This is a genomic window from Halostagnicola bangensis, assembly GCF_054653435.1.
In genome coordinates this window covers 1-25,282 of record NZ_BAAIGG010000004.1, presented here as the reverse complement: position 1 = coordinate 25,282, position 25,282 = coordinate 1, and the positions used below count along the sequence as shown (strand labels likewise).

The window sequence follows — 25,282 nt, the reverse complement described above, 5'->3', positions numbered from 1 at the left end:
AGAATTGATAAAAGCGATGCTAATATCAATATATTGGTGAAAATGGCAGTATATAGTACTCCGTTCGGATCTCTCTTGATCGGCGTTATCGTGTCTCTTCGAGATCGACGAAGAGGTCCAGGTCTGCGGAGAGCCACGTGGTAAGCCGTTCGCTTTCGGAACACTCCCTCGGAGCGACCGTACACCGATCCGGTTGGTCCTCGTATCGAACAACGATCGCGTCGAGATCGATTGATCGGACCGAATACCGGGAGGCTCTGGTCAACCGCTCGCGAACGCTATCTGTGTCGTATCCGCTCGAGGAGCCGTTCATGGATTATTACCTGAGTACGTTCGAACACCATGGAGCAGTACATAGCCGCTTCTAGTTGTTCTATTGAGTGGTATGGACCGTTTCTCAATGGGACGTATTCATCGTCAATCGCGAAATATAGCGATCAATATTCCTCCATATCGAACTTTCACGTCAGTATGTATATTATAAATTAACTAATACGTGATGTGAGCAGGTTCCGATGATGCGACAACGGTTAGAAAGTACGACACGCTCGAGACGAGGGATACTCATCGGCAGCGGAACGGTCGCTGGAATGACACTCGCTGGTTGTTTATCGGGGGACGACGGTGCCGAGGATGGAACGGAGCACGAGGTGGGCCACGGGGACTCCAAAACGACAGTCAACAGCGGGACGTTTCCGGACACGCTGTACGTTTACTGCGTCCAGACGGGCTGGTCGGGGTGGGGCGGGATCATGGAGGCCTTCGAGGAAGAGTACGGCGTTTCTCTCAACGACGATCAGCGATCCTCCGGCGAGGCGCTGACGCACATGCGGTCGAACGCACAGAATCCAAGTCACGGAGCGTTCAACGGCGGCTACTCGTTCGCGCTCGAGGCCTGGGAAGACGACTTTCTCGCTGAGTACAGACCGCAACACTGGGACGACGTTCCCAACGAGTTCAAGACCGACGACGGCCGCGTGACGGCGACACGGGAGATGACGACGGCGGTGACGTACCGGACCGACGTGTACGAAGAGCGTGGTCTCGACGAACCAGAAACGTGGGAGGATCTGAAACATCCCGACCTGGCTCAGGATCTCGCGTTCACGCCGCCGCACACGGCAAACGGACTCAACGCCGCCCTTTCGGTGAACGAAGCCTATGGCGGCTCGCTCGGCGACGTGGATCCGGTTATCGACTACCACGAGGAGATCGAATCTCACGGTGCGGACTTCCGGCGAAATATCGACGCCGACTTCACGTCCGGAGAAATTTCGACCGTCGTCGAGACGGATTACTCGGGGCTCAACCTCAAGTATAACGTCGACGAGCTAAACGAAGATCAGGTCGATGTCGCGCTGATGACCGGGCCAGACGGCGGACCGGGCGTGTCCGCGATGCCCTACGGATTCGGCTTACTCGAGGGCGGCAAGGACACGGACGCAGCCAAACTGTTCATGGACTACTGTCTCTCCGACGAGGGCCAGCAGCTGTTCTACGACGCGTACGTTCGCCCGGTTCGGGCCGACGTCCTCGAGGAGCCCGAGGGGTTCCCCGAGGATTCGCGCTACGAGGAGACCCAGTTTCGACTCGATCAGCAGGACCTTCTCGAGCGCCAGGAGGAACTGATGGACGAGATAACCGAACGGACGCCGCTCCCCGGAGCGGCGTAAGTGACTCATTTCAGTCCAGGGATGTCTATTACAACGAGCCTGAGTCGGTACCGTGCGTCCACGAAAGCGGTCGCGATGGCCCTCGCGGCCCCGTCGACGGAGCGCGAACGCGAACGACGGCGGATCGCCATCATGTGTCTCCCGTTTTTGGTGTTGGCGACGTTCGCCGCGTTCGTTCCGCTACTCGTTATGATCCGCATGAGCGTCTCCGCTGAACCGTACGAGAACGCTGGATTCAGTCTCGAGGCCTGGCGAACGCTCGCGACCGACTCCACCTACCTAACCGTCGCGTGGAATACGCTCTGGTTCGCGGCGCTGACGACCGTCGTCAGCGTCCTTCTGGGGATCGCGATTTCCCACGCGCTCGAGAAGTACTCGCTTCCGTTCGAGAACGCCCTCGTTGCGGTACTTTCGTTCCCGATTGCGCTTCCGGGGATCGTCGTCGCTTTTATGATTGTGACACTACTCGGTCGGCAGGGACTATTGACGAACGTCGTGGCAACGTTTACCGGACGGAGTGCGATCGACCTGGCGACTGCGACCACCGTAACCGGGCTGTTCGTCGGCTACGTTTATTCGCTGGTTCCCCGCTCGACGATGGTTCTTCGCGGAACCTTCGCGGAGCTCAATACCGACGCCGAGGAAGCCGCACGGGCCCTCGGCGCCGGACCGCTCGAGACGTTCTACTACGTCACGCTCCCCCAGCTTAGACCGGGAATCGTCGCGGCGATCATCCTGACGTTCAGATCGGCGCTCGTCATCTTCGGAACGGTGCTGGTTCTGGGCGGGCTCACCGTCGCAACCGTCCGGATAAACTACGAAATCTCGGTCGGCTTCGACAGTCAACTCGCCGGCGCGATCGGTGTCGTTTACTTTCTGTTCATCCTGACGTTCACGTTCGCGGGTCTGCGGTACATAGATTCGAACGTGGTGAAAATATGACCGACACACTCGACCGCTCGGGGAGAGACGCCGATTCTGATGGTAGAGCGACCAGTTCCGGATCCTCATCCCGACAGCGAGGAGGGGGTGTCGTTCAACCGCGATCCAGATTCGCTGAACTGATCGAGAGCGCAACGATTGGTCGGTCGATCGTCACCGTCGTCGTTTCCCTGTTTCTGGCGTTTCTCGCGATTCCGATAGTGTATACGTTCGTGGCGTCGTTCGCTTCTTCAGCCGAAGGGGTGTTCCCGAGCGGGTTCGCGACACTCGAGAACTGGCGCGCTGTGCTGGGATACGCAGAGTATGGCGTCCAGACGACTGTCGGTCGATCGCTCGCGTTCAGCGTGATGCTGGCGACCGGGGGGATGGTGGTGAATCTCCTCGTCGGCGTTCCGATCGCGTACGCACTGACTCGGTACGACTTTTTCGCACGCGACTGGCTCAATGCGCTTGCCATCCTTCCGCTGGTTCCGGGGATTGTCCTCGGAATCGCCTTCCTTCGTGCGTACCCCGAAAACGCGAGTTCGGCGCTGGGCCTCGTGGTTGGGTACGCCCTGTTGAAGTCGCCGTACATGGTACTAACCATCCAGAGTTCGTTCCAGTCGATGGACCTACAGCGGATCGAGGAGAGCGCACGGTCGCTCGGTGCATCGTGGCCGCGGACGTTTCTAACCGTGATACTGCCGAACGCAAAAGACGGGATCGTTGCGGGGTCGATCATTACGTGGACGCTCGCGGCCGCCGAGTTCAACTTCACCTACATGGTGTATGCGAGGGGGCCTCGGCCGTTCTCGCTGTTTCTGTTCGAGAACATTAACAACGCGCCGTTCTTGCAGTCGGCGGCGGCGATCTCGGTGTACTTCCTCATCGTCGTCTGTGCTATCCTCGTGTTGCAGTCCGCCGGGAATCGCGGTTTTACGACAGGTAATTCATGACTTTCAGAACCCGAGACCAATCGACGAATCGCACCGATAGAAATCCGAATGAGGAGAATCGTACCGATGCGGATCGAAGGGAATCGAACCGTAATGAGGCTGATTCCGACGAGCCCGTCGACACGGACGCCTCTCCGTGGGTGGTGAGTTTCGATGGCTGAGGTGCGCCTCGAGGGAGTGACGAAGCGATTCGATGCGGAACTCGCCGTCGACGAGATTGATCTCACGATTCGAGACGGTGAGGTTCTCGGCGTCGTCGGACCCTCGGGATGCGGAAAGACGACGACGCTTCGAACCCTCGCCGGCTTCGAGACGCCGACCGAGGGGAAGGTGATCTTCGACGATGAGGACGTCACTCACGTGCCGCCGGAACGTCGAAACGTCGGCCTCGTATTCCAGTCCTACGCGCTGTTCGACAACATGACCGTCCTCGAGAACGTGGCGTTCGGTCCGAAGATGCAGGGTATCGACAAAGCGGAACGTCGGAACCGTGCGCGGAAACTCCTGGCGATGCTCGACATCGACGAACTCGCCGGCCGCCGACCAGAAACTCTCTCTGGCGGTCAACAACAGCGCGTCGGACTCGCCCGTGCCCTTGCGATCGAACCGAATGTCCTGTTGTTAGATGAGCCGATGACAGGGCTCGACGCGTCGCTCAAGGAACGACTTCGTACCGAGTTGAGTGCCCTGCTCGAGGACCTCAACGTGACTGCCCTGTACGTCACGCACGATCAGGAAGAGGCGATGGTCATGTGCGACCGGATCGCCGTGTTGAACGACGGTTCCCTCGAGCAGATCGGTCGGCCGACCGAGATCTACGAGCGGCCGGCAAACCGGTTCGTCGCCGATTTCGTCGGCACCTCGAACGTCCTTCCCGCGACCGTCGAAAATGGACGACTCGACCTGGGATTTGCGACGTTCGAGTCGAACGGGCTCACCGAGACGACGGACGGCACGGCCGTCGTTCGTCCGGACGATCTGACTCTTGGAGCGGGACCGATCGATGCGATCGTCCGAGATAGGTTTTATCTCGGCGACGGCGTGCGTATTCGCGCCGAACTTCCCGATGGCGAGTCCGTGACCGTCGGTCTCGATCGAACCGCACGCGGGGTGACCGTTGGGGATCCGATCTCGCTCGATCTCGAGGTAGATCGGATCCACGTCCTCGAGTAACGCTCGAGAAGTCGCACGAGCACGCCTTTTGCTCACCCTTTGACAGCTCAAGCTACTACCCCCGTCGGTCCCACCCTGTATTCGCCCCGTCTGATCTGGAACTAAAGAATATACTGTGGCGGGACAGTCGATAGCCACATTTATAATTGAGCATCTATTCAGATGAACTATGCCCCAGTCGATTAACGATCAATCGAGCCAGATCGAGCGATTGAGTAGTACCAGCTCGCGACAACGAGAGTCAACGAAGCATGTTGGTGTGGCAGGCAACCGAATCGGAGCCTCTGATCTCGTCTTCCTCGAGGGAATTCTCCCAGGAAATGACGCTAGTACATTGAACAAGCTTTCAATCGAAGAGCAAACCTCGAACTGCTTCGAGAAACTCGAGGCGATCCTGGCCACACGGGGACTGGATTTGGGCGATGTGCTGAAACTGACCGTTCACTTGACTGATCCAGCGAACCGAGACGCGGTTGACGACGTATATAGCGACCGGTTCGATGGCGAGTATCCACCCCGGACGACGATTGGCGTTTGTTCGCTTCCGGCCGATGCGTCCGTGCAGTTTGACGTCATCGCCGTGGAGGAATAACGATGAGTGAGCTCGAGCACGAGCACGGACCAGACTGCGGCTGTCCGGACTGCGGTGATCCGCGGTCGATGGACGTTCTCGACAAGTATCTCACCGTCTGGATTTTCCTCGCGATGGGGATCGGCGTCGGTATCGGGGTTGTCGCCCCCGGTGTGGTTGAGCCGATTCAGGACTACTACCTCGTCGAAATCGGGTTGATTGCGATGATGTACCCGCCGCTGGCGAAGGTCAATTATGGACAGTTACCGCGGGTATTCAGCGCGTGGCGGGTCCTTAGCCTCAGTCTCATCCAAAACTGGCTCATCGGACCGACACTGATGTTTATTCTGGCGGTAGTCTTCTTTAGCGGACTCGTCCCACCGTTTCCGGCCCATCCCGAATACTTCCTCGGACTGATCTTCATCGGTATGGCACGCTGTATCGCCATGGTGCTGGTCTGGAACGACCTCGCCGACGGCTCGAGCGAGTACGCGGCCGGACTGGTCGCATTTAACAGCGTCTTCCAGATCTTCACCTACGGGGTGTACATCTGGTTCTTCGCGCTGTTCCTCCCGCCGCTCTTGGGGATGGATGCCCTGGTCGCAGGCATCGGTACGTTCGACATCACGATCGAGCAGGTGTTCTGGGCGATCGCGATTTTCCTCGGCATTCCCTTCGCCGGTGGAATTATCACCCGCTTCGGTGGCGTCCGATCCAAAGGAACGGAGTGGTACGATGAGCAGTTCGTTCCGATGGTCAGTCCTGTGACGCTCCTCGCGCTGTTGTTTACGGTGATCGTGATGTTCGCCACGCAGGGTGACACCATCATCGCTCAGCCGACCGACGTGCTGTGGATCGCGGTCCCGCTGACTATCTACTTCGTTGTCATGTTTCTCGTGAGCTTCGTGATGGGGCGGGGAATCGGAGCGGACTACTCGACGACGACCGCGATCGGGTTTACCGCCGCCTCGAACAACTTCGAACTCGCCATCGCCGTTGCGGTCGCCGTCTTCGGCGTTGGCTCCGGCGTTGCGTTCGCGACCGTTGTCGGGCCGCTGATCGAGGTCCCGGTCCTGCTGGCGCTCGTCAACGTCGCCATCTATTTCCAGCACAAATTCGACTGGGCTGGGTACGAAACCGGTCAACTCGAGCGCGTGAAACCCGCGGACGATGACGTGACTCCTTCACAGGCAAACGACGACTAACCACCTATGTCGCCCGACATTTCGCTGGTCCCGACCGACGGGAGCGGTCCAACTCCGTTTCCGTCAGGCGCGGTATCGACCACTCCCCGGCGAGTTTCTGTAGACGTGTTCGACGCCCGCCCACCTCGAGCAGGCGACATAAGTCGTCACCAAGGAGGACGTCTCGGAACTGGTCGTCTGTGGCTCGGATCCAGACGAGCACGTCAAGCCGGTTCAGGAGTACGTCGACGCCGGCTTCGATCAGATCGCTATCCACCAGATCGGGCCGAACCAGGGCGAATTCGTCGGATTTCACGAGGGCGAGGTTGTGCCGGCGATCGACTGAGGCGTATCGTGTGCTGAATACCGTTACATCCGTAGCGGGTATTGCCGGGACGGTCGGGAAATCCAATTGTTTGAGCTGACCGGCGGAGTTATCGACGGAACGCTTATTTGAAAGAACACACAAGTATCCGTCCGTGTCAGAAACAGCCGATCGACTTCGTCGCTATCTCGAGGACGAACTCGGCGAATGCCGAAACGAGGAGCTTCAGGAACGGCTCGCGGAACTCGACGATCTCGAAGCGATGGTCGATGCGGACGTCGTTTCGGATGACGTTCGGACGCTGTCGGCGCTCGGAAACGAGACGAGGTATCGACTCGTTCGGTTGCTCGTTGAAGCAGATGACGAGTTATGTGTCTGTGAGATTACCCCACTCGTCGACGTAAGCGACAGTGCCGTAAGCCACGCGCTTTCAAACCTCGTGGCTGCCGACCTGGTGACGAAGCGAAAAGACGGACGGTGGCGAAAGTATCGAGCGACGAGTCGGGCGAACGCTCTTCTTACCGTCCTCGACGGTTCGCGGTAATTCTGGTTCGGCTCGCGATTTCGGCGTGTTCCGGTTACGATGCGGCTTCATCCAGTTGAGGGCTTTGGCCGCGCTCGTTCAGTAGATCAACTCGTCGTCGTTTTCGACCATGTACAGCGTCCGTGCGGCGATATTCACGGCATGATCGCCTACCCGCTCGAGGTCGCGAACGGTCAGTAACATTCGAGAAACGTCGTCGAGGTTCGCCTGGCTTCCCGCCTCCGTCTCGAGCAGATCCTGAACGACGACTTCGCTGGCACGTTCACAGAGCGCATCGATTTCGTCGTCCGCTCCGGCGATTTCTCCCGTCGCCGCGGCGTCGTCGGTCGCGTACGCCGCCATCGCCGCTTCGACCATCTCGACGGTTTCGCCGCCGATATACGCGATGTCGATATCCGGATACCGGTCTCGTTCGGCCCGTTTCGTATACTCGCCCAGATTGACGGCGAGGTCGCCGATCCGCTCGAGGTCCGTGATGATCTTGAACGACGCGGCGATGAACCGGAGATCACCGGCGACCGGCTGCTGGAGCGCGAGCAGGTCGATGCAATCCCGCTCGAGTCCGAGATACAGGTCGTTGATCTCGTGATCGCTCGTGATTATCTCCTCGGCGAGTTGCTCGTCTTTGCGCTCGAGTGCCTCGAGCGCTCGTCGTAGCCGCTCGCAGACGATGTCGCTCATTTCGAGGACGTCTTCTCGGAGCTGCTCGAGTTGCTGCTGATAGTCGTTTCGTGACATGATTGTGTTGTCTTCGATCAGCCGAACTTGCCGGTGATGTAATCCTCGACGCGGTCGTGCTCTGGATTCTCGAAAATTTTCGTCGTATCGTCGAACTCGACGAGGTTTCCCCCGGTCAGGAAGACGGCGGTCTTGTCCGAAATTCGCGCCGCCTGTTGCATGTTGTGGGTGACGATAACGACGGTGTACTCCTCGGCGAGGTCGGCGATGAGATCCTCGACTTTCGAGGTCGCAACTGGATCCAGCGCCGAGGCCGGTTCGTCCATCAAGAGGACTTCCGGGTCGGGTGCGATCGCTCGGGCGATACAGAGTCGTTGCTGTTGCCCGCCCGAGAGGTCGAGCCCGCTCGAGTCGAGTTGATCTTTCACTTCGTCCCAAAGTGCTGCGCCGCGAAGCGCTCGTTCGACTTCTTCGTCAAGGTCGATTTCGTCGTCGATTCCCTGAACTCGAAGCCCGTAGGAGACGTTGTCGTAGATCGATTTTGGGAACGGGTTTGGCTTCTGGAACACCATTCCGATCTTCCGTCGCAATGCGACGGGATCGACGTCCTTGTCGTAGACGTTCTTGCCGTGGAAAGACAGGTCGCCGTCGATGCGACAGGCGTCGATCTGATCGTTCATTCGGTTGATCGATCGCAAGAACGTCGACTTCCCGCAGCCTGACGGACCGATTATCGCCGTTACACGGTTTTCCGGAATCTCGATATCGATGTTGTCGAGCGCCTGTTCCTCGCCGTAGTAGACAGCGAGGTCATCTGCGGTTATGACGGGCTCCTCGAGACGTCTATCTCGGTCGGTCTCGGACGGCTGGATATCCGTCGTAATGAGCGTACTATCCTCCGACTCCGTTGACACGTCTTGTTCCTGGTCTATGGACATGTTATACCTCCGTCTCGTATCTGTTCCGAACGTAGACCGCAATCCCGTTCATTACGAACATGAACGCGAGTAACACGACGATTCCGACGGCCGCGAGGTGGATGAAGTGCTGACTCGGTTCGTTTGCCCAGTTGTAGATCTGCGTCGGCATCGCACTGAAGCGATCGAACGGGCCGAACGGGACTCGGTTGACGAAAATCGCTCCCACCATGATCAGCGGGGCCGTTTCGCCGATAGCGCGTGCGAGTGCCAGAATCGTCCCGGTCATGATACCGGGTATCGCGGCTGGAAGCACGACTCGGCGAATAGTCTGCCACTCCGTCGCCCCCGTCGCGTACGAGCCGTTCCTGAGGCCGTCGGGAACTGCCCGCAGGGCTTCCTGTGTGGAGACGATGATGATCGGCATTACGAGCAACGCGAGCGCAATCGCACCAGCGACCAGGATCGGACCCATTCCGATTCCGTTGACGAACGCGGCTAACGCCAGTAGCCCGTAGACGATCGACGGGACGCCGGCGAGGTTCGCCAGATTGGCCTCGATCAATCGCGTGGTGCGGTTATTCGGTGCGTACTCCTCGAGGTAGATCGCCGATCCGACGCCGACGAAAAACGACAGTATCGCGGTCAGGATCATCAGGAAGATCGATGCGACGATAGCGCCTCTGAACCCGGAGAGTTCCTCGCGACGGGAGCCATCCCGCGTGAAAAACTCGACGAGGCTAATATTGTACTCGGTTATCCCGACATAGAAGTCGGTAGCAACGTCGAGTAACAGTAGCGCCAACATGACGACGCCAAACATCGACGCTGCGAAGATGAGGCCGAGAAAGATTCGATTCTTTCGGTGTTCCCATCCCAGATCGATGTCGGTGAACAGGGCGTCGTCGGTCTCGGCGCTCATCGGTACTCCTCCTGGAATCTCCGTTTGAACCAATCGTTGAGCAAATTCATCGTGAGCGTCATAACGAACAGCAGGAATCCGACGGCGAACAGGCTCTGGTACTCGACAGTTCCGACCGCCGAAGTGCCGCGGGCCATCCGAACCATGTATGCCGTCATCGTCATGATTTCGTCGAACGGGTTGGCGGTGATGTTCGCGGTGTAGCCCGCGGCGAGCGAGACCGCCATCGTCTCGCCGATCGCTCGCGAGACGGCGAGGATGTACGAGGCGAACACGCCCGAGATCGACGCCGGTAGCACGATCTTCGTCGATACATCGTACTTCGTCGCACCGAGTGCGTACGCGCCGTTTCGGAGGTCGTCCGGAACCGCCGACATGGCGTCTTCGCTGATCGAGGAGACCATCGGAATCGTCATGATGCCGACGACGAGCATCCCCGAAATCAAACTGTATCGGCCGACGTTAATATCGAACAGTGCGTCCGCGATCGGCCCGATAATAACTGGGTTAACGAACGCGATCGCGAAGTAACCGTAGACGATCGTCGGAATTCCGGCCAAGATTTCTAGCGTCGGCTTGAGCTTCGCTCGGACACCGTCGGAGGCATACTCCGAGAGGTAAATCGCGGTCGCCGTCCCGATCGGGATCGAGACGAACGCTGCACCGACCGTGACTGCGACCGTCCCAAAAACGATCGGGGCCACGCCGTGAGCCGGCGTTGCGTGGTCGGGTGCCCACCGCGTCCCAGTGAAGAACTCGGTGAATGTCACCGCCTGCTCACCGCTTGCACCCATTAACATCTCCGTCAGCTTGGCACCGAAGAAGTAACTGGCAGCGTTATCGATCAACACGAAAAAAATCGCGAGGGTCGTGAGGACCGTGATGATGGTACACCCGAACAGGGCTCGTCGGACTCGCCGATTGGTCGTCTGATCGGCCTGTGCGCCGCCGCCGGTAATTCCCGGTTCGGAGTTGGTTTGAGTGCTCATCGTATGCTACCGCTATCAGTCACGCTGAACGGTCAAGTCGTCCGGAGATGCCCCAACCTGATCGAGCCAGTCGTCGATCTTGTCGTGGTTCTCCTCGGTGACTTCATCGGGAGCCGCATAGAAGCCCTCGTCGCGGGCGAACTCCTGTGCACCGTTGACGTAGAACCGGACAAAGGAACCGATAAGATCGGTCTTTTCCTCGAGCGTAGCGAGGTTCACGTACGCAAACAGCGGTCGTGCGAGTGGCGAGTAGAGCCCTTCCTCGATATTGTCTTGGTCCGGCAAGTAGAACTCCCCGTCCTCGTCGCTCTCTACGGGAACGGCCTCGATTGGCTGGTCGTCTTCGATGTCCCGAAGGTACCCCAGACCGCCCCAACCGAAGCCGTGGAGGTTGTCCGCGACGGCACCCATAATTTCGTTTGTCTGGCTGGTCGCGGAGTAGTCATCGCGAATGTCTCCCATTTCGCCGTTGATCGCCTCGGTGAAATAATCGAACGTTCCCGACGCGCTGTCGCGGGCGTGTAACTGCATCTCCTCGTCGGGCCACTCGTCCCGGACGTCACTCCACCGGGTGACTTCCTCGGTCGCTTCGAACTCCCAGATCAACTGGAGTTCCTCGAGTGTGATGTTGTCGACCCAGTCGTTTTCGGAATTTTTCACGACCGAAAGACCGTCGAGACCGACCTCGAGGAAGCCGTAATCGATGTCGTTCTCGCCACAGAGATCGACCTCGTCGTCCGTGATTTCTCGACTCGCACTCTGGACTCCGGAATTGCCTCGACAGAACTCCTCGAAGCCGGCCCCGGTCCCTTCCGGCGCGACATCGACGAGGACATCGGGGTACTCGTTTTCGAAGTTCTCTCCGGCCCAGGAGGTAATCGGAGCGACGGTATTCGACCCGGAGGCGTCGATCGTTCCCGACGGACCGTCACCGCTACCGCCACTCAGTACGTCACCACAACCAGCGACACTGACAGCTCCCGTTAGCGCACCGATCGTCAGGAAGTTTCGCCTCGATACCCCACTGAAACTGGATCGTCCGGACTTGTTGTCCGTCATCACCTAAGTGATTTTGTGGACTGTATATAGCTGGTTATAATAGCTATATATCCATTTCTGTACTTCAATAGTCGGCTATGTAGTCGACAATAGATAGCAGAATATCCGGCTCTGTTAAAAATCTTGAGGAGGTATCTGTTTGGCCAGTAGTGTAACCGAATGCAAGCTCTCCCGAAGTTGCGATTGCTCCAATTCGTCGAGGAGACATTTCAGTTAGCGCAACGTGCTGTGGATAGTGACAGATCCGTGTCGGCGATCAATCCTCTCCCAGTTGATCGACAGCGAGGAGATCGTGGTTACAATGAATACCCTCGTCGATCGCATCTCTCCAGAAAATCCCCTCCGAAGACCACTTGAACTCACGCTGAACCCCTTCTTATCGACGTACAACACAGCCATCTCCCGAAACTGAAGGAGGCAAATTTGATCGAGTACGACCCGCGTACGAAAACGATCCGGTATACCCCGAACGAGCGCGTCGAGAAGGTGCTCCAATTCGTCACCGAAGACCTGGAATAGGGAACTCGAAACGGCGGGGTTCTTTCTGTCCTCGGCAGGTCAATAGATACCATGGTGAGTTTCGAGGAGGAGCAGGCCGAAGTCGAGGCGCTGGACCGGTTGCAAGACCTTGGGCTGTCCCAGTACGAGGCTCAAACACTGATCAATCTCTTACGGCTTGGGACGGGAACCGCACAGGACATTACGCAAATCGGCGGTGTCCCTCGGACTCGCGTGTACGAATCGGCGGAGCGACTCCACGAGTTGGGATTCATCGACATCCAGCACACGACGCCGCGAAAGTTCATCGTGATCTCCGAGGAGACGATCATCCGACTGCTCAGCGTCAAACGCGAGAACACGATTACCGAACTTGCAGAGTGTCTGGGGGAAATCGGCCCCTCCCAGCCACAACGCGAACAGTTCGGCGTCTGGACGGTCACTGGACGGGAGGCGGTGTCATCCCGCATTGATGAGTTCATCGCCGACGCTGACGAGCAGATCGTCTACATGACTATCGACGAATTGCTTACCGACGAACACATCGACAGGCTTCAGGCTGCCACAGAGCGTGGCGTCGAGATCCACTTGGCGGGGATTTCTGAAGAAGTCCAAGAACGTATCCAGGACACGATACCGGAAGCTGAACTGTTCGAAACCCTCTGGGAGTGGGAGGAGACACCCGCTGGAAGCCTGCTGATCACGGACGAAGAGACGGCGCTCGTGAGCGCGCTCGTGAACGATTCTTCCACTACCGAAGAGATCGAGGAGACGGCGGTCTGGGGTGCTGGCGAGCGAAACAGTCTCGTCGTCGTCCTGCGGGCGATTTTCACCTGGCGACTCAACGGGAATCTGCCGTCGTAAGGCTACCCAATCGTTCACTCAGAGAATCACACTACACTCTTGTTTCCCGATGCCGTGCGAAGAGTATGATCGAAGAACGAGAAGGTGCCGATCAATCTACCGATGCACACGAACTATTATTCCGCCGAACATACGATTGGTCAGCTACAGTGGCAAGTATGGCCACACTCACCGCCCTCGGAACACTCGAGGAGGTCGATCCGGTGGAACTTTCAGATGTTCTCGGTACCACACTGTACGACCACGTCGATCCCGAAGCGCTAGACACGCTTGTTGCTGGCGAAAAACGCGTCAACCTGTCGTTCCTGATCGACGATTATCGGGTGCGGATCGACGGTGAGGAGTTGACAATTACTCGCCAGTGAGGTTGTTTACGATCTCCTCGCAATCAGTTCGCATGTGCACTGACCGATGTCCGATCGCATTTTGCAGATCATTTCGGAATGGTCATTACAGGTGGAATATGTACCGAACAAGACCCATGGAAATCACCGTTTATCAATAACAGCGAGTATAGTACACCCTAGCAGAACGGTTGTCCCTACAAATAGACTTACAATTAGAACTTTTCCTATCTCGGAAGAAACCAAGTGAACGCCAATTAACCAACCGAGAAGAACACCAATAACTGCAAGAATTGGCGAACCTAGAACGACATACCGTTTATTGTTCCACGCCTCTGTTCCAACCATTCTGGCTTTCAGCGAGTCAGACATACAAGAAGAATTGATATCAAAGCACAAATGTTTGATGCTCAGTCCGCACGTGTAGTGACCAGTAGTTCCAGCATGATAAGTGTCTAAGAAAAGGAATTCAACAGAGTCGAAAATCACACTGTCGGATCATCGGACGGGAAGAACTCGATCTCGCTGTCTCCGTAGGGACGGACACTGTGACTTCCGACTTCCCTCTTCCCACGAATCGAGCCTCTCGGCGAGCGCTTTCCCCTTCCTTGAGGTCTTGACGACAACCCGATCAATTAGGCAGATATCCGTTCGAAAGGGACATCGCTGTCCAGTATCCGAACAACGCGGAGCAATCGCTGGATCCTCGTTCGAACGGGATCGTATCGCTTCGTCAGGATAACGGTCCCCGCGGCATGTCTGCCGACCGCTTCGGAAACCGTCCCGACAAGCGCCCGCTGGATGAGTCCGCCTCTCGAGGCCCCGAGTACGGTGATATCGTGTTTTGTCGTGCTGTCGGTAATCGCCCCGGAAACGTCAGCGTTCTCGATGATTTTCGTATTCACGGACCGACTGTTTCCCATCCAGTCCGCTGTTTCGGCGAGGAACACTTCGGCCTCCTCGAGCGTTAGCTCGGGATCATCGGGGTCGAGCACGTGCAACAGACTGATCGATGCGTCGTTTCGTCGTGCGATCGAGTCGGCAGTTTCCGCGGCTAGCTCGTCGTGTGGCCCGCCTGCAACCGGAACCAGAATCGAGTCGATCGTCGGCGGTGTCGGCGTTTTGATGCGCTTGACGAGAACGTCACATTCTGCGTTTTTCAGCACTTTGTCGAGGTGGTTACCCAGAACGATATTCTCCCGTGGTGGCCTCCCTCGCCAGCCAAGGAGGACTACGTCGACATCGTACGCTTCGGCGGCACCGACGATTCCGGTGGCGACCCCACGGGCGATACGAATACGGTGGTCGACGGGAATCCCGTTCGACTCGACGCGTTTTGCCGCCGTTTCGAGCATAGCTCCGTCTTCGTCCGCGAGCAGGTACCGACGCCCGTCCTCGAGCGATAGTTGCGAGGGAACGTCGAGAACGTAAACGAGGAGGACTCGATACGATCGATCGGCCGCGATATCGATCGCCGTGTCGAGTTGCCGATCGGCCGTTTCCCGGTTCGCTATCGGCACCAGTATCGTTCCGTCAGCGTCTGAAGGGCTGGTGGACATGTGACACTCACTATTGACGTGTGCTACCGCTATTATTCCCCCCTCGAGAAGAGACGGAAACTATCGGTTGAACTCACCGTTGAATTCACTCGAGTGCGGGCAGCACGTTCTCGCCGAACGCTTCGAGGAACACTTCCTGATTCGTGTTGACGTTGTGGATGAAAACCTTCTCCACGAAGAGATCGATATTGGCCTCGAGCCACTCTTGGTGATCATCGAGATCGCCGGAGACGCGGACGTTCGCTTCGACTTGTTTTTCGTCGACAGTCTCGCTCAGTTCGTCGAAATCCTGGGCCGTCCGAAGCTCTTGGGTGTCCCTCCTGGGAACGCAATTGGTCCGCCACTGTTCGTAGGCTCCCTCGAGCGCCGCATCGTCGTCGGCGTCGTAGGAGTGCTGGACCTTGAGGTACACCGGCTTGTCCGGAGCTTTTTCCCGGAAGGCGTCGACTCGATTGGCGTCGTCCTCGTGGTCGGGCGTCGCGATCGTGATCATCTCGTCGGCCCACTCGCCGAGCCACGCCGCGGTCTCTTCGGAGAGCGCAGCGCCGATCAGGGGCGGCGGCGTTTCGGGCCGAGAAATCTCTGTGGCAGGGATATCGTCCCGTTCACTGTTCGAATAAAACGCTGGAAGAAACGCCGGTAGACTGATTGTGCTGTTCGGAACTCGATCGACGGACGGTATCGTCACGTCGTGAACTCACTCGTGTTCGGCAGATTTTAACAATTCGACGTCCCGTATCAACCGCTCCGCGTTTCGAAGTCGCAATTCTCGAGCGCGTTCAAGTGGAACGTGGCCCTCCGTCTCGAAATCCGCTGTGAGCGGATCGTACTCCTCGACGCGGAACCCCATTCGTTCGAGGTACCGAGAGACTTCGGTCGATTCAAGTCCGTCGATCATGGCCGCTTTCGCGTACTCGTCGAGTCGTTCGAATTCGGGGAGGACGATTTCCTCGGCCGTCCACTCGCCGGTTCCCTCCCCGATGCGGACGTTGGTATGGTGAATCTCTTCCATGATGGTGTTCATCTCGCCGACGAGTCGAAGTAACTGACTCGGCAGCGTTGCGTCGGGTGACCGCCACTCGACCGTCGGCATCTCCTCGCGCAGTCTGACGGGCGTCCAGACGGCGTCGTCGGTCGAGAAGTGAGCGTCGACTTTCGCTTCGGAAATCCCCCTCTCTTTCGCGCTCTCTTTGAACTCCTCGAGTGAGGTCTCGAGTCGTCGGTTCCACTCCGCGACGGTATCGACGTACTGCCAGAGTTGCCCGTGTTTCGGGAACTGCTGGTAACAGCCTTTTCGATAGAGATAGGCTCGGGCGCTGCTGGCGATTTGATCGCCCTGATAGTACGGCGAGGAGTTACAGAGTGCAAGCGCGGGATCGAGGGCGATGAGCGCGTTGAGTTGGTCGGTGACGTTTCGCTGTTCGAAGTGAACGTGCGTCCCGGCGCAGTACTTTGCGAACTTGAAATCCGATCCGACGACTTGTTTTTGTATCCGCCCTCGTTCGTCGGCCTTCATATCCATCGATTCGCAGTTGATCGGCGTTCCCAGCGGGACGAGTCGTTTGTCGAGTTCCGCCGCTCGCTCGAGGACTGCGTCTAACTGTTCGATTACCGTCGATCGTAGTTCATCGATTGACTCGCACGGAGGCGTTTTCAATTCGAATAGACAATCGACGAACTCCGCTTCGGTGTACGCTGAAACGTCTGTGAGTTCGCCGGGTCGCGTGAGGACCCCATCGCGATCGGTTACCCAGTACTCGACCTCTATGCTTTTTTGCATTGGATTCAGTTACTACCGTCGATTATTCCGATGCGGGCGATATTCGGCCGACCGACGACTGCACCCACATCGCACGAGATCCCTTTCTGTTGGAACGAAGACGAGTGATAGTTGGGATGGGGGTTTAGAAACGTCACTGCTTGAATGTGCCAACCGTGAGTTCATTTCTGTACCTGATGAGCCCTGAAAACGGTCAGTAGACTCTGAAACTCTCGAAATTCATCCCTTGCAAATGCAACCCACCAACAGACTTTTTACTCAAACCCGAGTAAGATATTATACGATGATGTGGCAAGATATAATATTCATGATTGGAAGTGGACTCTCGGTACTGTTCCTCGCCCCGACAATCCGCGACGTAAGTGCGCGCGTTCCGCTCGGGACGAGCATCCCAAGCATGACCGTTGGTGGCGTTTACGCGTTCACCTTCGGCACGATGGGCATGACGCTTTCCGCGGTCGGAGCGCTGGCGACCGCAATAATGTGGACCGTGATCGCGACGCTCCGTTCGCCGAGGGGAGATTCACCGATACAGACACGGCGCGACGAGATCGTGCTGTTTTCGGACGATACCAGACGGTTCGTGGAGCGAACCATCGGCGGGCGCGATCACGGAACGCAGTACCTGTCTCGAACGAATACAGATCGCTAATTCCATCTGTCGTCCTGATAAAATCGTAGCCGTCTTCGGATCGGTACGGAGCCGAGACTCGTCGGAAGGTATGAACTGGAGATGGCTGTCCGCATTTGCCGTCCAAACGCCGACTCGAGGGTGGCAACTAGTTCTCTCTTCTCATCACTTCTCTTCGGGTTCCCTCTCGTCCGCCTCCTCGCCGGCGTCGAGCGTCGATTCGACGATGTCGTCTCCCGCCTCGCCCATCCAGTGGAACGTTCGTTGGGCCTGGAACCCGATATCCTCGAACGTCGATTTGGCGGCCTCGCGTTCGTCCTCGGACAGTTTGACCAGATGAAAGAGCGGCCGACCGGGAAGGGCTCGAGGATTCGCAAGAATACCGATCAACAGACCGGTGTACGGTGCTTCGACGACGCGTTTCTCCCGCGTAAAGTGATCCGAGATGACACAGACCGTCTCTCCGCCGTCGACGATGGGATGTGGGCCCCACTTCATCTCTACCAGTCCGCCGGTATCAGCGCGAAGCCACTGCTTTTCCCCGCCGTCCTCGAGGACCTTTAGGAACCCCGATGACTCCGGTTCCGTCTCCGGTAACATATCGTGGGCCGCCATGACGTTCTCGACGCCGTCCACCGCCCGTTCGATGAGGACCGGCTGAAAACGGTCCTCCTCGCCCATCTCGATCGTGGCTGTCGGAACGCCGTCTTTAGTTGCTTCCCGCCGCAACGATCCTTCGGACCCACCCCCGGAAAGAACCAGTTCGGACCCGAACGCGTCGACGAGTCGAGAGACGCCATCGTCGTCCATATCCGCCCGCGCGTGCATCAACGCGAGTTTGTTCCGCGTCGAGGAGTGAAAATCCAGACCGAAGTCACACGGACCGATGAACTGATCATAGATCGCCTTCGCCATGCGGGACGCCTCCGAACCGCTGGATAGTCCCGGAAACGAGCGGTTCAGGTCGCGGTCATATATTGGAAGGTATCGCTCCTCGGCTTCGTAGCCCGGCACGTTGGCCACGTGAATGCAGACAAGCGCTCCATGAATCTCGTTCGGCTCGTACCGATCAGCCACCCGCTGGAGGACTCTTACGCCATTTATTTCGTTCCCGTGGACGGCGGCGGACAAAAAGAGCCGCGGTCCGGGCTGGTCGCCGTTGATAACCGTCACCGGCATTTTGACGGACTGACTCAAGTAATTCTCTCCAATCTCGTGCTCGAGGTGTCGCTTTTCCCCGGGGTTCACCGTCCTGGATTTGTCAGGTGAGTCGATCGAAACTGTCTCCGAAGGGGTATCGTTTTCTGCCATGGTCTCGCGTTCTACCGATTTGGAGCGTTCCAAAAGAGGTTCGGCCTGCGGGTACAAGACCCCAATTGCTGGTCACATACGGTTGCCCTCGTCGCTTTTCTCGAGGAGCCAGTGGCCGACCGCTGTTCGTGACCAGCAAATAATAACGACCTCTTAGATAAATTCGGATAGTAGAACGTAACTACTGTCGGCTTCAATACGGCTATCGTTGCAAATTGAGTTACGAGAATACCGTGATGACGTTTCGGTATGTAATCTCTCGAGAGATCGGCCATAAGTCCGGACCTCCTTCGACGTCCTCGGTGTCCACCGCGGACGTACTGAACGTCTCGGCCCCACTGTCGAAACTGGGGTACCGTCGAAATCGAGTTGAATTGCAGGAGTCAGATCGCGAGATAGACCCCGACGAGTATCAACACGCCACCGAGAACCGTTTTGAGTCGCTCGGGATCGGTCCGATGAGCGATTCGCCACCCCACGACGACGCCGACGAGTTGGGGTACCCCGACGAGGATGACGAACGGCAGTGAGACGGCACCGTAGGAGAGGTATCCCGACGTTGCGAACACCGCGATGAAGATCGACTGGACCTGTGCGACGCCGACGGCCAGCAACATCGGAACCCCGATAACGACGAGTGCCGGAACGGCCAGTACGGGGCCGCCGACGCCGATGAGCCCGCTCGAGACGCCCAGTCCGACGCCGAGAGCGCCCAACTCGAGTCGGCCGACCGATGGGGAACCGTCGATACCGACGGAGCGGTCGAGCGAGTTTTGCTGGCGATAGAGTAGAACCGCACCGACGAGCGCGGCAAAGCCGCCGAGTAGAAGGCCGAAGAGTTCTCGAGAGACGTACGCGTTCAGGTAGGCCCCGGCGAGTGCGCCGACGATGCTCGTCGCGCTCAGGACCACGGCCATCTGGCGACCGTCGTCTCCGCCGAGTTCCCCGGAACGAATGTAGGCGAGTGTTCCGACGATTCCCGTCGCGATGAACGTCGCGTGGGCGGTGCCGGCGACTGTGGCCGACGGGAGCGGCGTGAGCGAGTACAGCGCGATGGTAACGAAGATTCCGCCCGGGCCGATCGTCGTGATTCCGATACCGGCGAACAGGGCGATGATCGCGAGTGCGATCAGTACCGTAATCGACATCGTTGTGAATACCATGAGTGAGGAGTCAGATCACACCGGACGCGGTTGGCTTGCCGAGTGAGGCGAACTGACAAGGGTTCCGTTCAGAGACTTGTCAGGCATGGTGATAATTGATGCGGAAGGGAGCACAGTCAGAATCCACCCGTCGTGATGAGTTCGACGAAATCCTGGACCGCGAAGACGGCCAGGACGATCGCCAAGATAACCAACAGGGCATTGATCGTGTTCAGTCGGCGCGTATTGCGGTGTTCACCCATCGTGTCTCGATCGTTTACGGCCCAGAACAGAAGCACCGTCGCGAGAGGGAGCGCGAATATCCCGTTGTACGTCGGGAAGAGAATGACCATATCGACGACCGACAGATCGAGAAACGAACTGATCAACGGGGAGAAGATTCCGATCCCGGTTAGGACGATGAAGATCGATTGAAACGATCTATCATCCTTCGTGACATCGTACCCCATCGCCTGGGGGATGAGATAGGCCGGCGTCCACATGATCGGGACGATGCTGTTGAACGCGGCGGCCGTTACGCCGCCGACGAACAGCACCATCGCCCAGGTCCCCATCACTTCAACGAGGGCTTCGCCGGGAGTGATGAACGACTCGAGTTCCGTAAATCCCATCGGACGCAACACCGCGGCGGCCACTATCAGGATCGCGATCGTCGTCAGTCCGCCGACCGCGTACCCCATCATGAGGTCTCGCCGAGCATCTTCGACATCGCTCTGGTCGCTCCATCCCTTCTGTCGAACCAGGATCGATTCGAGAAAGAAATTCGGCCAGAGTGCGGTCGTCCCGAGTACCCCTGCTGCGACGACAAGTGCATCGACGGATGTCGCCGTCGGAACGAATCCGAGCGCGACAGCACCCGGATCTGCACCGCTCGGGAGTGCGACGGCAACGTAAACTACCAGTAACGAGAGCATCATCGCGATCATGAGGTTCTCGACGATGTCGTAATCGAGGAGGCCGACGACGATCACGCACACCGTCGCGACGACCGCGATCGGTTGCCAGCCGACGACGCCGCCCGTTAGAAACGAAACCCCCGCCCCGACGGCGGCGACTAGACCGACCGTCCAGGCGAGACACCCGATCGAAAGAAAAATTGCGATAGCAGTCGCTGCCGATCTTCCAAGTTTTTGTCTGACGAAAATCATCAACGGTTTCCCGTGAATACCGAGGCGTGCGCTCATGTCCTGTGCCATAAACCCCAGAAGGGCGGCTCCGACGACAGCCCACAACAACGTGTATCCGTGTATCACTCCAGCCTGGCTGGCGATGAACACCGACCCCGATCCGAAGTAACTTGCGACCATCACGAACGCGAGTCCGTATTTACGTGCAAACTCCGTCAGGGTTCGACCGTAGATTTCCTGAATTGTACTCATAGGGATACCTGCGACTACCGGCTTCTCGAGTGAGAATTCGACATAGTTCGATCACCCGATCGAAAGACGGGTGATCGGAACGATATGATCGTTTGATTCGCAGGCGAATGGGTCTTTGGCGTTCACAGGCAAGCCGACATCCAGCAACAATTTGATCGTTTCTCGCTCAGTTGAAGGAGGTGTTTGGATGACTAGTCTTCGTCTTCGGACACCAACTCATCGGCGGTAAGTCGATCCATGTCTTCGCTCGCCAGTTCGCGGACATCGTCAGTGTCGAACCGTTCGCCGTCGTAAAAGACGCTCACGAGCCAGAGCGTCAGGAGCGCTGCTACCGTCGCAGGGACGGCGGGTTCGACCTGCCCCTCCCCGAATAGCTCGGGAGAGCCGAGATAGAACTCCCAGATCGCGAACACGACACCACCGATGATAAAGGCCGGGAGCCCGGCCTCGCGGACGGTACCGCTCCAGAGCAACATCACCAGTCCGGCGAACAACACGGACATGATACCCATGCCGAGCGTGTTGATTACGATGATTTCGATGCCGCTCAGGGCGATCAGCGCGGCTCCGACCCCGAACACGATGATAGTTAATCGCATGACGAGGACGAGATGGTCGTCGGAGAGGCCCGTGCGGCCGCCACGAGCCGGGATGTAGAGGTCGTTGATGAAACTCGTCGCGCCGGCTAACAGGAACGAGTCTGCACCGGTGATAACCGAGGAGACGGCGGCCGCGAGCAGGAGGCCGGCGAACACGTCCGGAAGGGTGTTCGTGATGGTCCAGGCGAATGCCATTTCGGATTCGATCTGTGCGCCCTGCGAGTTGGCGATCATTCCCGCCGCCGCGGTGAGGATGCCGTATCCCGTGATTACGGTTCCGGCGAGGAACGTGCCCATCATCGCGATCTTGCGACTCCCCGCCGACCAGGTTCGCTGGAGCATCTGCTGCTGTGCGCCGGCGACGGTGAGGTACATCAGGTACCATGTGCCGATCTGGACGAGACCGACGCCGAACCAGTTCAGATGCCCCTCCGGCACGTCAGCCGCGATAGCGTCGACGCCGCCGACGTTCGACACGGCAATCGGGATCGCGATGATCGTGCCGAGAATGATGACGACGCCGTGAAGCGTGTCCGTGTACGCGACCGTGCTCATCCCGCCGTAGGCCGTGAGGCCGATGAAGACGGCCACGCTGATCCAGAAGGCGACGGACAGGTCGACGCCGGTGACGACCGCCAGCACCGACCCCATCCCGATCGCCTGCCCGGCGGTCAGCGCGATCTGACCCATGATGGTAAACGCCGCCGCGAAGTATTTCGTGTAGTCGCCGTAGACCCGTCCCAATAACTCGGGGACACTCACGACTTCGAACGTGTAGATGTAGCCGATGAAGACGGTCATCGTCATCCAGGCGAGTCCCTGGGTCATCGCGTACCACTGGGCGCTGATCCCCTGGAGGAACGCGTCCTGGGCGACCCCCATCGTCAGCCCGCTACCGGCAAACGTCGCGAAGTACGTCATCATGTAGACCGGCAGGCTCAGGTTTCTTCCGGCCAGGGTAAATTGCACGTACCCTTCGCTTGCTCCTCGGCCGAACCAGATCCCGACGATGAGCGTCAGCAGGAAGTACCCGACCATCGTCAACAGGACTGGATTCAAGAGGTCAACCATCGTAGACTACTATTGCCCAACCTGCGGTTGCTTTCGGACTCTCGTTTCCAGCGTTCCAATAGTGCGATCGAATCATCATTGGAGCCGTGATACGCATCCACCACGGACCCGAAAATAAAGTGCAGTTGAATACTCAGTGAATGTGTATAAATAATCACTCTTATTATCTCCTTACTGATATTCAATAACGGAACGGGCTCTCTGTGGAAATATTCACTCCGAGATCGGAAAGATATTGCCTGCATCAAGGTTTTACCCGGGGCTGTTGAGTCTGATAATATGCCCGTCCGCCCACCGACGAAAGACGACCTCAGAGAACTCGGATCGGATCTTTTTCTCGACCTGACGGCCGAGGAACTCGAGGCCTTCCAGGAACTGATCGTCGACAAACTCGATTCCTACGAGTCGATCCGATCGTCCCGACCCAAATTGAGTTTTGGCGGAACCGAACCGCGACTTCGTAGTTCGGGAATTAGAGCGAACGACGACCTCCACCACGCCTGGGTCACCCGTTGCATCGTCGAGGGCGACGAAGACGGTGATCTCGAGGGGTGGGACGTCGGTATCAAGGACAACATCTGCGTTGCCGGCGTCGAGATGACCTGCGGATCGAACGTCGTCGAGGGCTACGTTCCCAACATAGACGCCACCGTCGTTACCCGCTTGCTCGAGGCCGGCGCTGACGTGGTCGGTAAGACTAACATGGACGACATGGCGATAACGCGAACCGGGCACAGCGCATTCGGGACCATCACCAACCCGCACGACGATGACTATCTGGCCGGTGGCTCGAGCGGGGGGAGCGCGGTCGCAGTCGTCGAGGACGAGGTCGACGTGGCTATCGGCACTGATCAGGGCGGCAGCGTTCGCATCCCGGCCGCCCTCTGTGGAATCGTCGGGCACAAACCCACCTACGGGCTTGTGCCGTACACGGGCTGTGTCGGGTTGGAGCACACGATCGATCATCCGGGGCCGATGGCCAGCGATGTCGAAACGGCCGCACGAACCCTTTCAGCGATCGCCGGAAGCAACGAGCGCCACCTCCGGCGACCGAGCACGGTCCCCGTCGAAGAGTACGAGGAGGCCCTCGACGGTGACGTATCGCAACTGTCTATCGGCGTGCTCGAGGAAGGGTTCGGGAAATCCGACGGCGATCCGGCGGTCGACGAACAGGTGCTCGAGGCCATCGACCGTCTGGAGGACGAGGTTGCGTCCGTCGAGGAGGTGTCGGTTCCGTTGCATCTAGAAGGGCCAGACATCCACTCGGTCTGTACGAACGAGGGGTTGGTCGGTGCGCTGAGCGGTCAGGGGGTGGGCCACGGCTGGAAAGCGTGGTACAACACGTCCTGGGTCGAATCATTCGGGAAGTTCCGACGAGCCCAGAGCGACGACTTCTCGGCGATGTTCAAACTGTCGTTGCTCATGGGTGCGTATACGGCCCGGCGGTATCACTCACAGTTCTATGCGGCCGGGATGAACTTGCTCGTCGAACTGGCCCAACGATACGACGAAGCACTCGAGACGTACGACGTTCTCGCCATGCCCACGACGAGCGTCACTGCTCCCGAACACGACCCCGACATGGACGAGTTCGACCGATTACGAGAGGTATCGATCCCTTCGAACACGGCCCCGTTTAACAGAACCGGCCATCCAGCGCTGTCCGTTCCGGCGGGGCAGGTCGACGGCCTTCCCGTCGGCCTTATGATCGTCGGCTCTCGGTTCGACGACGCAACGGTCCTCAACGCGGGATACGCGCTTGAGCAGGTACGATTAGATGGCGGGTAGTGATAGCGGGTAGAACGGATGGTACGGGGCGTTTCGATCAGTACGTCCTCTCGAAGACACGTCCCAGCCGTCAGTGAGAAACGCGTTGGCGGGGCGAACCGGTCGCTCGACTCAATTCCAGCGGCCGGTCACGTAACGCCCCACGGGTCGTCCTGACGCGTTTCTCACCGATTCCCTCGATGCAGGCGTATATTCGCTTGGCCGTCGGTTCGTGGCGACCCGGTACCGAACCGACGGGAAGGAGTCGTGTCGGGGGCTCCGCTACGTATTTCCAACCGAGCCGCACCGCGAAGTCGACCAACCGCCGTCGATCGGAACGGGGAATCGCGGGCGTCGACCGTGACGGAAACGCGGGTCGCCATCGGCGGCGAATAGGTTCCCGT

26 protein-coding genes and 2 pseudogenes are annotated in these 25,282 nt (G+C 58.3%); 12 read left to right on the top strand and 16 right to left on the bottom strand.

Going from position 1 to position 25,282, the window contains the following annotated elements:
* Nucleotides 1-85: 85 nt before the first annotated feature.
* Complete coding sequence (locus tag ACYQ14_RS20010; RefSeq protein ID WP_459890785.1) at nt 86-313, bottom strand: DUF7511 domain-containing protein; 228 nt, start codon at nt 311-313, stop codon at nt 86-88.
* Nucleotides 314-590: 277 nt separating this feature from the next.
* On the opposite strand from ACYQ14_RS20010, the gene ACYQ14_RS20005 reads away from it, so the two are divergent.
* The 6 genes from ACYQ14_RS20005 to arsB all read left to right on the top strand — a co-directional run bounded on the left by ACYQ14_RS20005 (nt 591) and on the right by arsB (nt 6,499).
* Entirely contained in the window at nt 591-1,673 is a 1,083-nt protein-coding gene (locus ACYQ14_RS20005; protein ID WP_459890783.1) for an extracellular solute-binding protein, read from the top strand.
* 21 nt (nt 1,674-1,694) lie between these two features.
* A complete protein-coding gene (locus ACYQ14_RS20000) occupies nt 1,695-2,615 on the top strand; it encodes an ABC transporter permease (RefSeq protein WP_459890781.1) in 921 nt (306 codons plus the stop codon).
* The gene (locus ACYQ14_RS19995; protein WP_459890779.1) at nt 2,612-3,550 is read left to right on the top strand and encodes an ABC transporter permease; all 939 of its coding nucleotides are present in this window, start codon (nt 2,612-2,614) and stop codon (nt 3,548-3,550) included. Before ACYQ14_RS20000 ends, ACYQ14_RS19995 begins: the two co-directional genes overlap by 4 nt.
* Nucleotides 3,551-3,703: 153 nt before the next feature.
* The gene (locus ACYQ14_RS19990) at nt 3,704-4,723 is read left to right on the top strand and encodes an ABC transporter ATP-binding protein (protein WP_459890777.1); all 1,020 of its coding nucleotides are present in this window, start codon (nt 3,704-3,706) and stop codon (nt 4,721-4,723) included.
* 259 nt (nt 4,724-4,982) lie between these two features.
* Entirely contained in the window at nt 4,983-5,315 is a 333-nt protein-coding gene (locus tag ACYQ14_RS19985; protein ID WP_459890775.1) for a RidA family protein, read from the top strand.
* Nucleotides 5,316-5,317: 2 nt separating this feature from the next.
* Nucleotides 5,318-6,499, top strand: coding sequence for an ACR3 family arsenite efflux transporter (gene arsB / locus ACYQ14_RS19980; protein WP_459890773.1), 1,182 nt, complete (start codon nt 5,318-5,320; stop codon nt 6,497-6,499).
* Nucleotides 6,500-6,503: 4 nt separating this feature from the next.
* Here the strand turns inward: arsB and ACYQ14_RS19975 are convergent, their stop codons facing one another.
* Nucleotides 6,504-6,794, bottom strand: coding sequence for a hypothetical protein (locus ACYQ14_RS19975; protein WP_459890771.1), 291 nt, complete (start codon nt 6,792-6,794; stop codon nt 6,504-6,506).
* A 163-nt stretch (nt 6,795-6,957) separates the two neighbouring features.
* On the opposite strand from ACYQ14_RS19975, the gene ACYQ14_RS19970 reads away from it, so the two are divergent.
* Nucleotides 6,958-7,347: an ArsR/SmtB family transcription factor gene (locus tag ACYQ14_RS19970; protein ID WP_459890770.1), complete on the top strand. Its 390-nt coding sequence runs from the start codon at nt 6,958-6,960 to the stop codon at nt 7,345-7,347.
* 78 nt (nt 7,348-7,425) lie between these two features.
* On the opposite strand, the gene phoU is transcribed toward ACYQ14_RS19970, so the two are convergent.
* From phoU to ACYQ14_RS19945, 5 genes are read right to left on the bottom strand one after another with little or no spacing between them, the layout of a single operon-like run.
* Nucleotides 7,426-8,085 carry a phosphate signaling complex protein PhoU gene (gene phoU / locus ACYQ14_RS19965; protein ID WP_459890769.1) on the bottom strand — a complete coding sequence of 220 codons (660 nt, stop codon included), beginning with the start codon at nt 8,083-8,085 and terminating at the stop codon, nt 7,426-7,428.
* Between the two features lie 17 nt (nt 8,086-8,102).
* Nucleotides 8,103-8,939 carry a phosphate ABC transporter ATP-binding protein PstB gene (gene pstB / locus ACYQ14_RS19960; protein ID WP_459891459.1) on the bottom strand — a complete coding sequence of 279 codons (837 nt, stop codon included), beginning with the start codon at nt 8,937-8,939 and terminating at the stop codon, nt 8,103-8,105.
* A 25-nt stretch (nt 8,940-8,964) separates the two neighbouring features.
* Nucleotides 8,965-9,864 carry a phosphate ABC transporter permease PstA gene (gene pstA / locus ACYQ14_RS19955; protein ID WP_459890767.1) on the bottom strand — a complete coding sequence of 300 codons (900 nt, stop codon included), beginning with the start codon at nt 9,862-9,864 and terminating at the stop codon, nt 8,965-8,967.
* Complete coding sequence (gene pstC / locus ACYQ14_RS19950) at nt 9,861-10,853, bottom strand: phosphate ABC transporter permease subunit PstC (RefSeq protein WP_459890766.1); 993 nt, start codon at nt 10,851-10,853, stop codon at nt 9,861-9,863. Before pstC ends, pstA begins: the two co-directional genes overlap by 4 nt.
* Nucleotides 10,854-10,868: 15 nt before the next feature.
* The gene (locus tag ACYQ14_RS19945; RefSeq protein WP_459890765.1) at nt 10,869-11,912 is read right to left on the bottom strand and encodes a PstS family phosphate ABC transporter substrate-binding protein; all 1,044 of its coding nucleotides are present in this window, start codon (nt 11,910-11,912) and stop codon (nt 10,869-10,871) included.
* A gap of 378 nt (nt 11,913-12,290) precedes the next feature.
* Here ACYQ14_RS19945 and ACYQ14_RS19940 point away from each other — a divergent pair, with 378 nt between their 5' ends.
* From ACYQ14_RS19940 to ACYQ14_RS19930, 3 genes are all read left to right on the top strand, one after another.
* Complete coding sequence (locus tag ACYQ14_RS19940) at nt 12,291-12,431, top strand: DUF7344 domain-containing protein (protein WP_459891457.1); 141 nt, start codon at nt 12,291-12,293, stop codon at nt 12,429-12,431.
* A gap of 51 nt (nt 12,432-12,482) precedes the next feature.
* Nucleotides 12,483-13,274, top strand: a complete 792-nt coding sequence (locus tag ACYQ14_RS19935; RefSeq protein ID WP_459890763.1) for a TrmB family transcriptional regulator — start codon at nt 12,483-12,485, stop codon at nt 13,272-13,274.
* 158 nt (nt 13,275-13,432) lie between these two features.
* A complete protein-coding gene (locus ACYQ14_RS19930) occupies nt 13,433-13,639 on the top strand; it encodes a HalOD1 output domain-containing protein (RefSeq protein ID WP_459890761.1) in 207 nt (68 codons plus the stop codon).
* 123 nt (nt 13,640-13,762) lie between these two features.
* Here the strand turns inward: ACYQ14_RS19930 and ACYQ14_RS19925 are convergent, their stop codons facing one another.
* From ACYQ14_RS19925 to ACYQ14_RS19910, 4 genes and pseudogenes are all read right to left on the bottom strand, one after another.
* Entirely contained in the window at nt 13,763-13,990 is a 228-nt protein-coding gene (locus ACYQ14_RS19925; protein WP_459890759.1) for a hypothetical protein, read from the bottom strand.
* 263 nt (nt 13,991-14,253) lie between these two features.
* Entirely contained in the window at nt 14,254-15,177 is a 924-nt protein-coding gene (locus tag ACYQ14_RS19920; protein ID WP_459890757.1) for a universal stress protein, read from the bottom strand.
* Nucleotides 15,178-15,262: 85 nt separating this feature from the next.
* Nucleotides 15,263-15,766 (bottom strand): annotated as a pseudogene (locus tag ACYQ14_RS19915) (LLM class F420-dependent oxidoreductase); the annotation flags it as partial.
* Nucleotides 15,767-15,874: 108 nt separating this feature from the next.
* The gene (locus ACYQ14_RS19910) at nt 15,875-16,957 is read right to left on the bottom strand and encodes a glutamate-cysteine ligase family protein (RefSeq protein ID WP_459890755.1); all 1,083 of its coding nucleotides are present in this window, start codon (nt 16,955-16,957) and stop codon (nt 15,875-15,877) included.
* A gap of 283 nt (nt 16,958-17,240) precedes the next feature.
* Between ACYQ14_RS19910 and ACYQ14_RS19905 the strand changes: the two genes are divergently transcribed.
* Nucleotides 17,241-17,609, top strand: a complete 369-nt coding sequence (locus tag ACYQ14_RS19905; RefSeq protein WP_459890753.1) for a hypothetical protein — start codon at nt 17,241-17,243, stop codon at nt 17,607-17,609.
* A 144-nt stretch (nt 17,610-17,753) separates the two neighbouring features.
* Here the strand turns inward: ACYQ14_RS19905 and ACYQ14_RS19900 are convergent, their stop codons facing one another.
* The 4 genes from ACYQ14_RS19900 to ACYQ14_RS19885 form a co-directional block, all read right to left on the bottom strand.
* A complete protein-coding gene (locus ACYQ14_RS19900) occupies nt 17,754-18,899 on the bottom strand; it encodes a succinylglutamate desuccinylase/aspartoacylase family protein (protein WP_459890751.1) in 1,146 nt (381 codons plus the stop codon).
* A 383-nt stretch (nt 18,900-19,282) separates the two neighbouring features.
* The gene (locus ACYQ14_RS19895; RefSeq protein WP_459890749.1) at nt 19,283-20,062 is read right to left on the bottom strand and encodes a sulfite exporter TauE/SafE family protein; all 780 of its coding nucleotides are present in this window, start codon (nt 20,060-20,062) and stop codon (nt 19,283-19,285) included.
* 116 nt (nt 20,063-20,178) lie between these two features.
* Nucleotides 20,179-21,441: an NRAMP family divalent metal transporter gene (locus ACYQ14_RS19890; protein WP_459890747.1), complete on the bottom strand. Its 1,263-nt coding sequence runs from the start codon at nt 21,439-21,441 to the stop codon at nt 20,179-20,181.
* A 191-nt stretch (nt 21,442-21,632) separates the two neighbouring features.
* The gene (locus tag ACYQ14_RS19885; RefSeq protein WP_459890745.1) at nt 21,633-23,111 is read right to left on the bottom strand and encodes a sodium:solute symporter family protein; all 1,479 of its coding nucleotides are present in this window, start codon (nt 23,109-23,111) and stop codon (nt 21,633-21,635) included.
* A 279-nt stretch (nt 23,112-23,390) separates the two neighbouring features.
* Here ACYQ14_RS19885 and ACYQ14_RS19880 point away from each other — a divergent pair, with 279 nt between their 5' ends.
* Nucleotides 23,391-24,899, top strand: coding sequence for an amidase (locus ACYQ14_RS19880; protein WP_459890743.1), 1,509 nt, complete (start codon nt 23,391-23,393; stop codon nt 24,897-24,899).
* Nucleotides 24,900-24,969: 70 nt separating this feature from the next.
* Here the strand turns inward: ACYQ14_RS19880 and ACYQ14_RS19875 are convergent.
* Nucleotides 24,970-25,282, bottom strand: a pseudogene (locus tag ACYQ14_RS19875) (hypothetical protein); the annotation flags it as partial.